General features: G+C 57.6%; 12 protein-coding genes and 4 pseudogenes. 8 read left to right on the forward strand and 8 right to left on the reverse strand.

Annotation, left to right across the window (positions count from 1 at the left end; translation table 11 throughout):
• The 3 genes from IG616_RS13055 (at nt 1) to IG616_RS13065 (ending at nt 2,851) form a co-directional block, all read left to right on the forward strand.
• On the forward strand, nt 1-654 hold the full coding sequence (locus IG616_RS13055) for an ABC transporter ATP-binding protein (RefSeq protein ID WP_192148616.1): 654 nt from the start codon (nt 1-3) through the stop codon (nt 652-654).
• A 31-nt stretch (nt 655-685) separates the two neighbouring features.
• The gene (locus IG616_RS13060; protein WP_192148617.1) at nt 686-1,954 is read left to right on the forward strand and encodes a KpsE/RkpR family capsule polysaccharide export protein; all 1,269 of its coding nucleotides are present in this window, start codon (nt 686-688) and stop codon (nt 1,952-1,954) included.
• A gap of 66 nt (nt 1,955-2,020) precedes the next feature.
• Nucleotides 2,021-2,851 carry an ABC transporter permease gene (locus tag IG616_RS13065; protein ID WP_192148618.1) on the forward strand — a complete coding sequence of 277 codons (831 nt, stop codon included), beginning with the start codon at nt 2,021-2,023 and terminating at the stop codon, nt 2,849-2,851.
• A gap of 39 nt (nt 2,852-2,890) precedes the next feature.
• Here IG616_RS13065 and IG616_RS13070 read toward each other — a convergent pair.
• Nucleotides 2,891-4,058 (reverse strand): annotated as a pseudogene (locus tag IG616_RS13070) (IS256 family transposase).
• Nucleotides 4,059-4,250: 192 nt separating this feature from the next.
• On the opposite strand from IG616_RS13070, the gene IG616_RS13075 reads away from it, so the two are divergent.
• Nucleotides 4,251-4,472, forward strand: a complete 222-nt coding sequence (locus tag IG616_RS13075) for a hypothetical protein (protein ID WP_192148619.1) — start codon at nt 4,251-4,253, stop codon at nt 4,470-4,472.
• Between the two features lie 118 nt (nt 4,473-4,590).
• On the opposite strand, the gene tnpC is transcribed toward IG616_RS13075, so the two are convergent.
• From tnpC to IG616_RS23095, 4 genes and pseudogenes are all read right to left on the reverse strand, one after another.
• A complete protein-coding gene (gene tnpC, locus IG616_RS13080; RefSeq protein WP_192148620.1) occupies nt 4,591-6,156 on the reverse strand; it encodes an IS66 family transposase in 1,566 nt (521 codons plus the stop codon).
• A gap of 54 nt (nt 6,157-6,210) precedes the next feature.
• Nucleotides 6,211-6,564, reverse strand: a complete 354-nt coding sequence (tnpB, locus tag IG616_RS13085) for an IS66 family insertion sequence element accessory protein TnpB (protein WP_192148621.1) — start codon at nt 6,562-6,564, stop codon at nt 6,211-6,213.
• A complete protein-coding gene (gene tnpA / locus IG616_RS13090; protein WP_192148622.1) occupies nt 6,561-6,944 on the reverse strand; it encodes an IS66-like element accessory protein TnpA in 384 nt (127 codons plus the stop codon). Before tnpA ends, tnpB begins: the two co-directional genes overlap by 4 nt.
• Before the next feature lie 108 nt (nt 6,945-7,052).
• Nucleotides 7,053-7,844 (reverse strand): annotated as a pseudogene (locus IG616_RS23095) (IS110 family transposase); the annotation flags it as partial.
• 92 nt (nt 7,845-7,936) lie between these two features.
• Between IG616_RS23095 and IG616_RS13100 the strand changes: the two are divergent.
• A pseudogene (locus IG616_RS13100) lies at nt 7,937-8,350 on the forward strand (integrase core domain-containing protein); the annotation flags it as partial.
• 3 nt (nt 8,351-8,353) lie between these two features.
• Here IG616_RS13100 and IG616_RS23100 read toward each other — a convergent pair.
• From IG616_RS23100 to IG616_RS13115, 3 genes and pseudogenes are all read right to left on the reverse strand, one after another.
• A pseudogene (locus tag IG616_RS23100) lies at nt 8,354-8,907 on the reverse strand (IS5 family transposase); the annotation flags it as partial.
• A 216-nt stretch (nt 8,908-9,123) separates the two neighbouring features.
• Nucleotides 9,124-9,960, reverse strand: a complete 837-nt coding sequence (locus IG616_RS13110; protein ID WP_192148624.1) for a hypothetical protein — start codon at nt 9,958-9,960, stop codon at nt 9,124-9,126.
• 166 nt (nt 9,961-10,126) lie between these two features.
• Nucleotides 10,127-10,444, reverse strand: coding sequence for a DeoR/GlpR family DNA-binding transcription regulator (locus IG616_RS13115; protein WP_192148625.1), 318 nt, complete (start codon nt 10,442-10,444; stop codon nt 10,127-10,129).
• 506 nt (nt 10,445-10,950) lie between these two features.
• Between IG616_RS13115 and IG616_RS13120 the strand changes: the two genes are divergently transcribed.
• From IG616_RS13120 to IG616_RS13130, 3 genes are all read left to right on the forward strand, one after another.
• Nucleotides 10,951-11,739, forward strand: coding sequence for an FCD domain-containing protein (locus IG616_RS13120; protein WP_192148626.1), 789 nt, complete (start codon nt 10,951-10,953; stop codon nt 11,737-11,739).
• Between the two features lie 203 nt (nt 11,740-11,942).
• A complete protein-coding gene (locus tag IG616_RS13125) occupies nt 11,943-13,073 on the forward strand; it encodes an ABC transporter substrate-binding protein (protein ID WP_192148627.1) in 1,131 nt (376 codons plus the stop codon).
• A gap of 68 nt (nt 13,074-13,141) precedes the next feature.
• Nucleotides 13,142-14,023 (forward strand): branched-chain amino acid ABC transporter permease, encoded by an 882-nt coding sequence (locus tag IG616_RS13130; protein WP_192148628.1) that lies wholly within the window; start codon nt 13,142-13,144, stop codon nt 14,021-14,023.

The following is a 14,023-nucleotide window of genomic DNA, read 5'->3' on the forward strand; positions in this document are numbered from 1 at the left end:
ATGATCACGCTTGAGAATGTCACGAAGTATTACAAGACCGCGGGTCATAAGCGCTATATCCTGCGCAAGCAATCCATGCATTTTGAGGCAGGAACGTCCTACGGCATTCTCGGGGTGAACGGAGCGGGCAAATCGACGACCATGCGGCTGATTGCCGGAGCGGAGTTGCCGAACCAGGGTAAGGTCCGCCGGAATGTGCGTGTGTCCTGGCCCCTTGGATTTGGTCATGGTTTCAACACCATGCTGAGCGGCAAGGAAAACCTGAAGTTCGTAGCGCGGGCCTATGGAGAGGACTATCGCCGCGTGCTCCGCTTTGTGGCGGAGTTTGCGGAGATCGGCAGCTATCTGAACGAGCCAATGCGAACCTATTCGTCCGGCATGGGCGCGCGTTTCGCTTTCGGGCTTTCCATGGCTGTCGAGTTCGACTGTTATCTTGTCGATGAAATCACTGCGGTTGGAGATGCTAATTTCCAGAAGCGTTGCCGGGATGCCTTCAATCTCCGGCGCGAAAAAGCGGATGTCATCATGATCTCCCATGATATGGGCACGATCAAAGACTATTGTGACGTGGCAATTGTCCTTATCGACGGGCATCTCGTCACGTTTGAAGATGTCGATGAAGGCATCGCTACGTATATGCGCCTGAACCGTTAAATGGCTGCGGAGAATATGCTGGAGAGGCCGGATGTCTGAGAACCACCAACAGGTGACGGAGACGACTGGAAAAGATCTTGTCGTGCGCAGCCAGAAGATGGCCGCGGCGCTGAGTTCCTATGCGCGCGCTCTGACATTCGAAAATCGCAGCCGGCGGAACCTCTACAAGCTTGCGGGTCTCGCTCCTCGCGTCAGAGATCAGATTTTTGCGAAGCTTCTGATCGGTGCTTTCATTCTGTGCTTCGCGATGCCGTTCACCGCAAGCGTCGTCTATTACAGCTTCATTGCCAGCAAGATCTACACGTCAGAGGTCCGGTTCGTCGTCCGGTCTGCGGCGCCTATGCTATCCCGTGACCGCTATACGGGCAGCACGGTTGAGCCAAAAGAAAAGATTGTTCAAGACACAGCCATTTTGCTGAACTACCTTGATAGTCCTGCCATGGTGCAAGCGCTTCAGAAGCAAGTGAGCTTTAAAGGGCTGTTTGGAAGTAGCGACATTGATTTTCTCTCCCGTTTGCCAGATGACGCTACGATCGAGGACGTGGAGAACTATTGGGAAGGAAAGTATTCCAGCTGGGTCAATCCGAAGAGCGGGATTATTGAACTCGAAGTGAGTGCATTTTCAGCTGCTGATGCCAATGATCTGATGCATAAGGTTCTCAAAATCGTGGAGGACCGGATCAATCAGCTCAACTCCGGCATGTGGGGTAACCTGGAAGCATCGGCAAACAAAGACGTTGATGATGCGACTGAGGAGCTTGCAACTCTCCGGGACAAGTTCCGGAACTTCCAGAACGAGAGCGGCGTGTTCGATGTTGCCATGACCGCAGACAGCATCGTCACAATCTTGACGACACTTGAAACGGGAACGGCCGAATTAAAGAGCCGCAGGGACGCTCTGGCTCAGAGCGTCGCTGCCGACGCGCCGCAACTTGCCGAACTGGACCGCCAGCTTGCCGCGCGGCTGGAACAAGAACAGAATCTTCGGACACTCACGACAGGAACAGACGCATCTTCAGGGCCGAATCTGGCTGCCAAGTCACAGATATTCAAGGATATCGAACTGAGCGTCAGCCTTGCGGAAAAACGTCTGGCTTCTGCGATCACTGAATTGGAAAAGGTCAAGCTCGTGAGCTCACTTCAGCTTGTATATCTGGATGCCTTTACCGAACCAACTATGCCGGACACCAACAAATACCCAAATGTCCCCTTACGCATTTTCATCAGCCTGCTTATCTGTCTCTCTACCTGGAGTGTGATCTCCGGGATTTTGGTCTACACACGACACAAGCTGGATTGACCCGCGAAACTCGTCAGGAATGACTGTCTGGCTGTTTGGTTGCGTTGCATATGAAGAGAACTGAGAATGACAACCTATACGGCCGCATCAGCCTATTCCCGGAAGGGCGAAAAAAAAATCTCTGTTTGGCAGGCATTGCAGCAAAAGATATTTGTCATGCATGCCGTTATCCTAAGAGATATACGTAGCCGATACTTTAATCATGGCCTGGGTTTTCTGATCGTCCCCATGTTTCCAGTTGCCCACATGGGCGTTCTCCTTCTAATTTACGCGATCGTAGGGAAAAAGACAGCTTTTGGAGACGACCTTTATCTGTTCTTTGCGACGGGGCTTCTCCCCGCCATGACGTTCATGTATGTCTCTCGTTTCATGTCAATATCACTTCTAGCAAATAAGAGTATGATGGCCTTTCCAGTCGTGCGATTACTCGATATTGTTTTGGCCCGTGCCTTTTTGGAGGTAATAGGTATAATTTTATCCGCGGGAATAATGGTTACCATCCTTGTAATTCTTGGATCTAATCCGGTTCCACCTAATCCTTCCGGCGTTTTGCTAGCGATGTCGCTTGTGAGTTTGTTTGCCTTAGGGATGGGCATAATCGCTAGTGTAATTACAGCAATAGTGCCATCATTTGCGATGCTCTATGGCTTTTCCATGGTTATCTACTACTTGAGTTCTGGCGCTCCAATTTACCTCCATGCTTTTCCGGAACAATTGATATATGGCTGCTCTTGGAACCCTGTTTTCCACGCGGTAGAATGGGTTCGGAGTTCCTATTATTTGGGTTACCCAACTCAACATTTGGATAAAATGTATCTAGTGGGATGTGCTTTTGGTAGCCTTGCGATTGGGTTGTTTCTAGAGCGTATGTTGCGGCCCCAGGTTCTAGCTGCTTGATTTGGGGGGTAGTGTCAAAGATCTTTCGCACATTTGTTTTCAGGCGACGGCTCCGTGGGTTTGGTGTTGCTCTTGGTAGAGCGGTGCCATGCTCATGTATTTGCGGGCGGACCATTTGCCAGCCGCGATATGCCTGAGCCTGCTTGCTGCCAGGTTCAGGCATGATTGACCGTCCGGGAAGGCCCCGACAACCCGTGTTCTGCGCCGGATCTCCTTCATGATCCGTTCCAGAGGATTGTTGGTCCTGATCTTGCGCCAATGGCTGTCCGGAAAGCCATAATAGGTCAGTGTCTCGCCAATGCTCTCTTCAATGAGATCGGCCGCTCGTGTCAGGCGTTGCGCCCGCAGATCCGCGATAACTGCCTCAGCCTTTTCCTGTGCCGCCTTGCGGTTCTCCTGGGCATGGATTGCCTTCAGCATGTGCGTGACCTCCCGCACCTTGGTGGACGGGACGTGGCTTACCACATTGCGGTAGAAGTGCACCATGCAGCGCTGCCACTGCGCATCCGGCAGATAGTCGGCCACGCTCTCAACGAGGCCCCGGCAGGCATCGGAGATGATCAGCTTCACACCGCTCAAGCCCCGATCAACCAGGTGCCGCAGGAAGTTCGACCAGCCGGACTTGTCTTCCTTCGCCCCTTCGCAGATCCCCAGGATCTCCCGGTAACCATTAGAATTGACCGCGCTAGCCACAAGCAGAGACACATTCCGGACTTCTCCCGCCCACGTCCGCTTCATGACTATTCCATCCAGATAAAGATAGGGATGCGCGCCCTCGATCGGCCGGTGCCGCCATTCCTCGATCTTCGCATAGATCTTCTTGTTCAGGTTGGACACCGTGCCGGGACTGACACGCGCACCCCAAAGCGCCTCGGTGATGTCCTCCACACGCCGAACCGAAACGCCCGCCAGATACATCTCGATCAAGGCTTCCTCGACGCTGCTTTCCCGGCGCTGGTAGCGCTCGATGATCGCCGTTTCAAACGTCTGGCGCCGGAGCTTCGCCCGCTTTGGTGTGAAGGGACCGCTCATAACTGCCGGCCCGCGTGTCCTGGCGCCCCTCGCTGCGCTCGTAGCGGCCCGCTCCGCAAAGCCGGTCTGCCTCCGCATCCAGCATTGCATTCAAGGCCTCTTCATCCGTGCCACGCACCATCTCTCCAAGATGGTCCTTGATCCGGGATTCATCGATCCGGATCACGTTGCTCATCTCTTTGCCGTCGCCGTCATCACTCATGCGTAAGGGGTGTGCCGCTCACACCTTGACCGAACTCGTATAGTAGATTTTGTTCTTTGCAGCCTCGTGGACGCGGAAGCCATGCGCCAGCATCGGAGATATACGTTTTCCGGTGAAGATTTCTGCCCTCGCACGCCGCTAAGTATTTCACCTAGGGAAAGGACTATGATCAAAGGCTTTGATATCCAGCGCCTCGCAGAGCGCGCGCCAGTTTTGATAGCAATCTCCATTCTTCTAGGAATGGTTCCTCACGTTTTGAGAATATCGGGCATCAATGGATTTTATATCGGCCTGACAATTTTCCTTCTTAACCTAGCACTCTGCACTGTGGGGCTGGCGTCGGGCAAATTCCGATTGTTTGGCTGCTTTGGGCTGCTGCATCCTTAGCGTCATTCATCCTTTTCGGTATGGCAACGCCTGTTGGAGTGGTCTTGACTTTACCCATTATCGTATAGCCTTGGCATTGATGCTCGGCCGATGGCGTGTCCGCAGCATACCAACTCGATCACGGGTAAGGAGTGCTATGTAGGGCTGGAAAATTCCATGGCAGGAGTTCGTCGATCCGGCTTTTCGGGTGACCGCCAGCAATGGCTTCAAGGGTCGCCTTGAGATAGGCGAAGGGCTCGACGTTGTTGATTTTCGCGGTCTCAATAAGCGATGCGATGCGGCCCCAGGTGCGGCCACCCTCGTCATGGCCGGCGAACAATGCATTTTTCCTGTTCAGGGCAATTGGCCGGATCAAATTCTCGACACTGTTGCTATCGATCTCGACACGGCCGTCGTGGAGGAAGGTCTGCAAACCGTCCCAATGACGATAGATGTAAGCGAGCTTCTCGCCAAGGCGGGACTTGGCGGAGACCCGGCGGCGTTGCTCTTGCAGCCATTCACCAAAGGAGGCGACCAGAGGCGCGGTGCGGGCCTGCCGGGCCGAGAGCCGCTGCCCGGGCGCCGTGCCGCGGATATCAGCCTCGACCCTGTAGAACTCGGCGATCCGGCGCAAGCCTTCGGCGGCGATCTCGGAGCCATCGCGGTCGAACACTTCCTTCAGTTTCCGCCGTGCGTGCGCCCAGCAATGGGCCACGCGGATCGGATCGCCGCCCTTGCGGGACGGGCGCGTCAGGCAGTTGTAGCCCTGGTAGCCGTCGAGTTGCAGGACCCCTTCGAAGCCACGAAGGATTTTCTCCGCGTTCTCGCCGCGGCGGTCAGGCGCATAGAAGAAGACCACGCCGGGTGGGTCGTCCCCGCCCCATGCGCGGTCGTCACGGGCCAAGGCCCACAGATATCCGGTCTTCGTCTTGCCGCGGCCCGGATCCAGCACCGGCGCCGTGGTCTCGTCCATGAACAGCTTGGTCGACACCTTCAGATGCTCGGCCAGCCGGTCGACCACCGGGGCGAGGTGGAACGCGGCGGTACCGACCCAATCCGCCAGCGTGCTCCGATGGATATCGATGCCCGACCGGGCAAGGATCTGGCTCTGCCGGTGCAAGGGCAAATGGTCCGCGTACTTGGCAACCAGAACATGCGCAATGGCGCCTTCCGTCGGCAGGCCAGCCTCGATGAGGTGAGCCGGTGCCGGCATCTGGGTGACGCCGTCTGTACAGGCGCGGCAGGCGTATTTGGGGCGGACGGTGACGATCACGCGTAGCTGTGCGGGCACGATGTCCAGCCGCTCCGTGCGATCCTCGCCGATTTTGTGCATCACCCCGCAACCGCAGGGACATTGCAGGTTGTCGGGTTCGATCACACGCTCGATGCGGGGAAGGTCCTTCGGCAGGTTGCCCCTATTGCGACGCGCCGGACGGCGGGTTTTGGCCTCAGAGGAGAGCTGCGTATCCTGGCTTTCCTCAATCTCGGCGATGGCTGTCTCGAGGTCTTCGAAGGCCAGTTGTCGTTCGTCTTCGCTGAGCTTCTCCGACCTTTTGCCGTGAACCGCGTGGTTCAACTCCGCGACCAGCTGCTCCAGGCGCCTGTTGATCTCCTTGAGCGCATCCCTTTCACGCAGGAGCGCGGCGACAGCATCACGCTGGTCGGCGGGGATCGCGGAAAGGTCGATGGCGACAGTGGAAGGCATAGGCCGAGAATAACCCGGGGCCGCTGCGGATGCCCGCCATTTCCGGTACCTGATTCATTCTGCCGCAGCCGGAGAACGAGCCTCCAATGCCTTCACCTTGCGCCAGTCCAGGCCCGAGAACAGCGCTTCGAATTGGGCATGGTTCAGCGAGATTGTGCCATCCCTGATGGCAGGCCATGTGAAGGTCTTATCTTCCAGCCGCTTGTAAGCCATGACCAGGCCGGTACCGTCAAAATACAAGAGTTTCAATCGGTCAGCTCGCCTGGACCGGAACACAAAAACCGTGCCTGTGAACGGGTCCTTGCGCAAAACGGACTGGACCAGGGCGCTCAGCCCATCATGTCCTTTTCTGAAGTCGACCGGCTTTGTCGCCACCAGGATACGCACCCGGTTCGAGGGGAAAATCATGATCCACGCCCAAGGGCGCGCACGATCCCGGCAATCCTGTCCGGGCTCACGGAAGCTTCCAGCCGGATTGTGGTTCCGCCGTGAATGATCTCCACCGCGGCCAGCGGCTTGGCATCTTCTTCAACGGACGCCGGGATCGGCTCCAGAACGGCCGGCACAAACTCGGCTCCCGGAAGATCCGGCACCACAAGTTTGCCCTCCCGTGCCAAACGCCGCCACGACGAAAGGTGGTTGGGCTTCATGCCAACACACCGGGCGACCTCGTTCACGGTCACACCGGGCACATAGGTCTCCGCGACAAGCTGGCCCTTCACTTCATCCGGCCAGCGCCGCTTTCCTGCGGGCCCGACCAGAATCTCATATCCGCAAATGGACTCCATATGGAGCGCTCTATGGACTCCCAACCCTTCCTCCATTCCCAAATCGACAATGGGTATGGATTCCAGCATCACGACGGAAGCGAACAGGTGGGATCCAGCCGCCGCTTACATCTCATTGCGCTGGCGGACAAGGCTTCTGCCTTCGGCGAGGACCAGGCGGAACATGCGAAGAGCGTCAGAGTCCGGTTCTACGGGTAAACCAACAGAGTCTACGGCCGTTGCGTAAATGTCTGAAAGCAAGCGCTCTTTGGAGACCCTCTTCCCCACTACCTGCCAAGCGTCTGCGATGAAGGTTTCCTAGCTCATGGCCGTGATCATCGTCGGTGTTGGATACTTCTCGAGGAACACCAGAAACCAGTCGGTTCGCGAGCTTCGGTGAAAACGTTCGGCCTCAGGGAAGTAGAGCGGCAGGTAATGAGTCCGGATGCGAGGCCAAAGCTCGATCTTCGAACGTGAGACGATCTCATACGTCTTCGACAGCTCCTGGATGTCGGCAGTCCCAACGACCAGCGGGTCATGAAAGAACTGCACGGCGCCGATCTCCAGCATGTGCAGGATGACCTGAGCATCCTTCGGATCATTCTTGTTCCAGCTATTGTGCAAAGCCTCACGTGTCCGGGCGAGGCCGACAGAGGAAACAAGCTTGAGGTCGAACCCGGTCTGTCCGAGATGATGCGTCAGGGGTCTATGATAGTTGCCAATCGCCTAGAATCCGATCCACACTGGCAGTCCGTAGCTGACGAACACAGCAGACAGGCGCTGGAAGTCTTCCAACGTGTTCATGATCGTCATGCGCCGTCGGCGCTTCCTGTCTGGGATCCCCATCAGGACCTCGTGACGGTGCTTGGAAATGTTCACGGCGACCAGGACGGTCGAGGCGATAGAATAGGCAGTGGTCATAGCCGGTCTCCTCAGCAGTGTGGTTCAGCAAGACCACTGTTGAGACCTGAGACCCGGTTATGGCCACCCGCTGCGCTATGTGGTGGGCTGCGCTGGCGGCCATAACCTATCAACAGCGTATATTCCCGACGTGCTACGGCATCCAATTCACGTTTCCACCTCGATACGCCGACGACCGGACAACGAGATACATGACCCACATGTTCGACATGCGCTGCTGGGAAAACGGCATTGAGCATCGTTTGACCAAGGTGAAGCATACTTGGACGAATGGTCAGGTCGAGAGGATGAACCGAAGCATCAAGGAGGCAACCGTCAAGCGCTTCCATTACGACAATCATGCCCAGTTCGAAGCCCATCTCGCCGACTTCATCGCTGCATACAATTTTGCGCGTCGCTTGAAGACCCTACGCGGCCTCACCCCATACGAATACATCTGCAAAATATGGACAACTGAACCGGAAAGATTAAGGCTCAATCCGATCCATCAAATGCCTGGACTGAACAAGAAAAGCACTCTGCCCCCTGATCAGTGTGCGGATAGCATCGACATCGTAAGCCCGATCCGCGAGGACAACGGCGTTTTCGGGCAGGCCAGACAAAAGCGGCATGGCCTGATGGCCATCATATGCTTGGCCCTTGCTTAGGCTCAGCCGAACCGGTAAGCTGCAGGGGTCCATCATAGCGCGTGATCTTGCTTGTCAGGCCGCCTCTGGAACGCCTCATCCAACCAGATCCCCCTTTTTATCCCCGTTGGTACCATGTTGGTGAACGCGGATGAAAGAGCTGTCGATCATTTGGATGTCTCCATCGTAAGCTTCTGATACCGCTTTCAATATCCGATCCTAGACGCCAGCGCGGCGCCAGCGGACGGAGCGGTTGCAGCAAGTCTTGTGCGACCCGTAGCGCTCCGGAATATCTGCCCAGGGCGCACCCGTGCGCCAGCGCCAGAGAATGCCGTTAATCACCGCCGGTCATTGACGCGGGCAACACCGCGGACCTTCGTCGGAAGAAGGGGCTGGATCACCGACCACTCGAAATCGCTCATATCAAAGCGGGCCATTCAAAACTCCTTTCGGAGTTTGAATCAAATCAAGCCTGATCTGGCTACCCGATTATGAGGGCGTGACCTAGGTTTTGGCCTTTGCTTCCTGCATTTGGACACCTCGAATTACCCGCATTCTGGGGATGGTGGGTGCTGGGCAAGGTAACGGTTGCCTGAGAACACATGCTGCGGATCGGCACCATGCCGCCGACCCATTTGCGCCATACGTTCTCACTAGTAGAGAATCCTCTCCTCGGCAGGGAGATGCTGATTGATATATGCCACGTCCCCCCGCAGTTTTTCATAGACCACTTGCTTGACGGAAGGAGACAGATCAGTCTTTCGATTGGAGAGACTAGGAAAGAGCGAAAGCAAGAAGGTGGAAGTCAGGCTTCCAGCCCGGTTACCGAGCCTATGGTTTACTAGCCGGACAAGTTGAAGCTCGGGCCCTGTCAATGAGCGGTTGACCGTCTGCCTGCGAATTGACTGCAACGCCAGATCCTGTCGGATTTCCGGATCGATAACAGACATGATCTTTTCTGAGATCCCCATCTTATGAGATGAGTAGTTGAATAGATTTATTCTAATTCCTTCAGAATGACAGAAATTCAAAATATTTGTAGCATGACAGATATGATTTTCACGCTCCGCTATTTCTAGTATGGTCCCGGTATAACCGCCACGTTTCACGGCTTCATTGAAATGGGACTGCACCATTTCGATGGGATCGCGCACCGAGACGATGAAATGGAAGGTGAGGTCATTCTTCCGGGCTCTCACCAGATCAACGAATTCGTTCTGGCGAAGGATCATGTTCTCGCTTGAAAACACCAGCGTGCCGAAATCCTCGCAGGCGTCTGCCACGTCCAAGATCTGGCGCTGGAACCAGTCCGGCAGTTCAGGAGTGACATTTCCGGAGGTCGTGCCACCGCGAAGGGCCTTCTTGCGGCTTGGATGGTCAGGATAGAGGATGCCCCTGCTCTTCAAGGTATCTTGAAGTTCCATGAGAGCTTTCTGTGTGGCTGACGTGCCGGTTTTTCCGTGACCGATGTGCAGAAAGATCGTTTTCATTGTGTCCAGTATCAGAGGCCTCAGCCCAGTTTGATTGAGATATCTCTGCAAGGCACGTCATAAATGTGACCTGACTTGGATTTTATCAGGCCGTCACACCACAGATTCTATCTGAAGCAGCATCGCAACTCACGGCAGACTTTCTCAATCCGCATTCATTGCCCCGTCATTCCTCCAGAAACAGGCCGCGTTGTTCGGCTTTGAGGTCGATGCTGGCAGGTTCCCGGCCGGTGGCGAGAACGCCGATCTGGCGCCAGTCGCAGACGTGGATCAGGCCGGAGCGGTCATATTCGCTGGAATCCAGCAGCAGGATCACCCGGTGCCGGCTGCCTTCGCTGGCAAAGATGCCGGCAATTTCCAGCGAGACCGTCAGGATGGTCATGGGCTCTCGCCGCGCAAGCTCCCGGGCCAGGAAACAGGCGGTGCTGCCGTTGTCCAGCATCACCGTATGCCCCCTCGCGGATATGGGCGGCGGAAAGGCCATGGCTCACTGCACCTCCTGGCCAACCTGGGCATATTGGGCAGCGGCCTGCGCACCACCATCCGGCCCGGCACAGAGTCCAAGCCACTGATTTTTAAGGGGAAGAATCAGTTGCTTCAGAAGGTGCTTTGAAGGTTCTATTGAATTCAAACCCCGCCAGCGGCGTAACTACGCAGAATAGACGCTTTGTTCCTATCAATAATTTTTGTCTTATTATCAATATCTTGAATGGAAATCTAAGGCTGCCTTACAAAAGTCTTGCCAGCCAGAAAGCCATCCGGTATCCCTGTTTTGAATTCAATGAAGTCACAGAGCTTCACGAAAAGATCTGAAGGCGTGCGGCAGGGCCGGTCACATGGGCCGCCGCATACGCATTGAAGACCATTCAGGTTCCTCTCCTTTTCCGGGCCTGCCGCAGCTCCCAGGGCTTTGCAAAAGCCGCAGGCGCTCAGGCAGTCCGTTCAGGACGGGGAGGGGCCAGGGCAGGAAACACAGGCAGGACGACCGGCGTGGCCAGCAAGGGTGAAGCAGAGACGTTTGTCGCGCGCGGGGACGAAACGGTCTCCAACCGCTCCGAACGGGCCTATCTTGCGATCAAGGAAAGCATCATCGGCGGCGATCTGGCGCCGGGCATGCATCTTGTGCAGGAGGATCTGGCGGTCAAGCTCGGCGTCTCCCGCCAGCCGATCCAGCAGGCCATGCTGCTGCTGAAGAATGACGGCCTGGTGGTGGGCACCGGCTCGCGCGGGCTTAAAGTCGCCCCGCTTGATGCGACGGACACTGCCTGGCGCTATCAGATCCGCGCGGCGCTGGAAGAAGTCGCCGTGCAGGCGGTTGCCAGGAAGGCCGCAGCCTCCAGCCGTTTTGCCGACAAGCTGCGCCGCAACGGCGAAGCCCTTCTGGAACACGGTCTGAAGATGGTCGAGGCCCGCTCGCCCCGCGGCGCGGTGGATGCGGACGTGGCCTTCCATCAGTTCCTGTGCCGGGAATCCGGCAATCCCCTGATCGACCGGACCATCGAGGCCCATTGGGTCTATCTGCGCCGGACCATGATCGCGGTGGTGCGGGTCGAGAACCTCGGCACCTCGATCTGGACCGAGCATCAGGAAATCCTCAGAGCCATTTGCGCGGGCCGGATCGAGGAGGCTGTCGCGCTGGCCATGGCCCATCTCTACCGCTCCGAAGGCCTCGTGGCCCGCTCGCTGGCCGCCATGAATTCCGGCACGCCCCAAGACCTAGGGGATCAGGATCTTGGGGAGCCGGACCTTGGGGAGCCGGACCTTGGGGAGACTGGCTGACCCATCCATTCCCGCCCAGGGGCGACGGCCCTGCGGGTGACCCCATCTCGAACGTCAGGCCCAAGTTTTCGGGCCGGTTCAGGATCAACCGGAAGCCACCGGCGCCTTGGGGCGCAAAGGCAGCTCCACACCTTTGAAAACCGATCAGCGCCAGGGCCTTCCGCCAATGCCGGTTGAGGGCCTGCTGATCCAGGAGGAAGCACATGTACCGTTCTTTGCGGGCCGCAGCTCTGGCCCTTGGAATTGCATCCGCCGCCGCCGTTCCGGCTCAGGCGCAGGACACCGTCACCCTCGGTGCCGTCGAGATCCTGTCCGGCCCGGCAGCCGGCTATGGCATCGCGATCAAGTCCGGCCTGGAAATGGCCATGGACGAAATCAACGCCGCGGGCGGCGTTCTGGGCGGCAAGAAGCTTGAGCTGATCGTTGAAGATTCCGCCGGCAACAAGGACCAGGCGGTTAACGCAGCCCGCAAGCTGATCGGCCGCGACAAGGTTCCGGTCATCATTGGCCCGACCCTGTCGAACGAAATGTTCGCCGTCGGCCCGGTGTCCAACGGCCGCAAGATCGTGACCATCGGCACCTCCACCACGGCTGCCGGCATCACCGCCATGGGTGACTATATCTTCCGCACCGCGCTGCCGGAAGCCGACGTTATCCCGGTCACCTTCAAGGCGGCCAAGGAAAAGCTCGGCGTCAAGACCATCGCGATGATGTATGCCAACGACGACGCTTTCGCCAAGTCCGGCTTCGATTCCATGAAGGCTGCCGCTGAAGATCTTGGCCTCGAAATCGCGACCATAGAGACCTTCGGCAGCAAGGACAGCGACTTCTCCGCCCAGTTGACCAAGATCAAGAGCCTGAACGTCGACGCGATCGCCGTCTCCGCCCTGGTCGAGCCGGTTGCCGGCATCCTGCTGCAGGCCCGCCAGCTCGGCCTGCCGGAAACCGTCCGCTTCATCGGCGGCAACGGCTCCAACTCCCCGCGTCTGGGCGAAATCGCCGGCGACGCTGCCAACGGCCTGCTGGTCGGCAGCCCCTGGTTCATCGCCAAGAAGGATGAAGCGAACCAGAAGTTCGTCGCCGACTTCCAGGCCCGCTACAACAAGGCTCCGGACCAGTTCGCAGCCCAGGCCTATGACACGATGAAGATCGTTGCCGAAGCCATCGACCGCGCCGGTTCCGCCGAAAGCGACAAGATCCGGGAAGCCCTGCTGGCCACGGACCACACCGGCGTGATGGGCCCGTTCAAGTTCACCGAAGGCCGTGACCCTGCTTCCGCAGAAGGTGTGGTCGTTCTGACCATGCAGGGTGGCAAGTTCGAGATTTTCGAATAAAAGGCCGCAAAACAGGCCCTGCGCACCCGCGCAGGGCCACCACTGCCGTTTAGGGGATATCCCAATCGATGCTTGCACAGCAGCTAGTCAACGGTCTCGTGCTGGGTGCCACCTACGCGCTGTTCGCGCTTGGTCTGACCCTGATGTTCGGGGTCCTGCGCGTCATTAACCTGACCTATGGTTTCTATTTCTCCGTGGGGGCGCTCGTGGCGCTCTGGCTTGCGCGCACCGCCGGACTGCCGATCTGGGCGGTCGTGCTTTTGGGCGGGGTGGCTGCCGGTCTCGTCGCCGTCGTCGTGGACGGCGTGCTTTTGACGCGCCTGCGCCGCACCAAGGCGGGTGAACTGCCCTCCCTGATGGTCACGCTCGGTGCCGTTCTGGCGCTCTATTCCCTGTCGGCCATCTGGCTCGGCACGGAAATCCAGCGTTTCCCCTTCGATTTCGTCGACAGCTCCGCATTCGAAATCGGTGACCTGCGCATTTCCCTGGTGCAGATCCTGATCGTCTGCGTGACCTTTGCGCTCGTCGGCCTGCTGTTCGTGCTGCTGCATTACACCCGCGTCGGCCTGATGATCCGCGCCCTTGCCGAGAATGAAGACACCGCCCGCCTGATGGGCATCAACGTCGATGCCATCGTCATCGTCGTGTCCTTCGTCTCCGGCTTCCTGGGCGGCGTCGGCGGCGTGCTGATCGGCCTGAACTTCAACGCCATCCAGCCCTTCATGGGCGAGACCATGATGCTGCGCGGCTTCGCCGTCATCATCATCGGCGGTCTTGGCGACATCCGCGGCGCGCTGATCGCAGGCGTTCTGCTCGGCATGTTCGAGGTTCTGACCGCAAGCTACATCTCCTCCAGCGCGAAGGAAGCTGTGGCCTTTGGCGCGCTGGTCCTGACGCTCTGGTTCCGGCCCACCGGTCTCTTCGGCCGCAAAGAGGTCAAAAGGGCATAA

It is taken from the genome of Roseibium litorale, from assembly GCF_014842915.1.
In the GTDB taxonomy this organism is placed as follows: domain Bacteria; phylum Pseudomonadota; class Alphaproteobacteria; order Rhizobiales; family Stappiaceae; genus Roseibium; species Roseibium litorale.

Coding starts and splice junctions, on each gene's coding strand:
- IG616_RS13065 (WP_192148618.1), top strand. CDS start 2,021: ATGACAACCTATACGGCCGCATCAGCCTATTCCCGGAAGGGCGAAAAA.
- IG616_RS13115 (WP_192148625.1), bottom strand. CDS start 10,444: ATGGCCTTTCCGCCGCCCATATCCGCGAGGGGGCATACGGTGATGCTG.
- tnpA (WP_192148622.1), bottom strand. CDS start 6,944: ATGGAGTCCATTTGCGGATATGAGATTCTGGTCGGGCCCGCAGGAAAG.
- IG616_RS13125 (WP_192148627.1), top strand. CDS start 11,943: ATGTACCGTTCTTTGCGGGCCGCAGCTCTGGCCCTTGGAATTGCATCC.
- IG616_RS13060 (WP_192148617.1), top strand. CDS start 686: ATGTCTGAGAACCACCAACAGGTGACGGAGACGACTGGAAAAGATCTT.
- IG616_RS13110 (WP_192148624.1), bottom strand. CDS start 9,960: ATGAAAACGATCTTTCTGCACATCGGTCACGGAAAAACCGGCACGTCA.
- tnpB (WP_192148621.1), bottom strand. CDS start 6,564: ATGATTTTCCCCTCGAACCGGGTGCGTATCCTGGTGGCGACAAAGCCG.
- IG616_RS13055 (WP_192148616.1), top strand. CDS start 1: ATGATCACGCTTGAGAATGTCACGAAGTATTACAAGACCGCGGGTCAT.
- IG616_RS13075 (WP_192148619.1), top strand. CDS start 4,251: ATGATCAAAGGCTTTGATATCCAGCGCCTCGCAGAGCGCGCGCCAGTT.
- IG616_RS13130 (WP_192148628.1), top strand. CDS start 13,142: ATGCTTGCACAGCAGCTAGTCAACGGTCTCGTGCTGGGTGCCACCTAC.
- tnpC (WP_192148620.1), bottom strand. CDS start 6,156: ATGCCTTCCACTGTCGCCATCGACCTTTCCGCGATCCCCGCCGACCAG.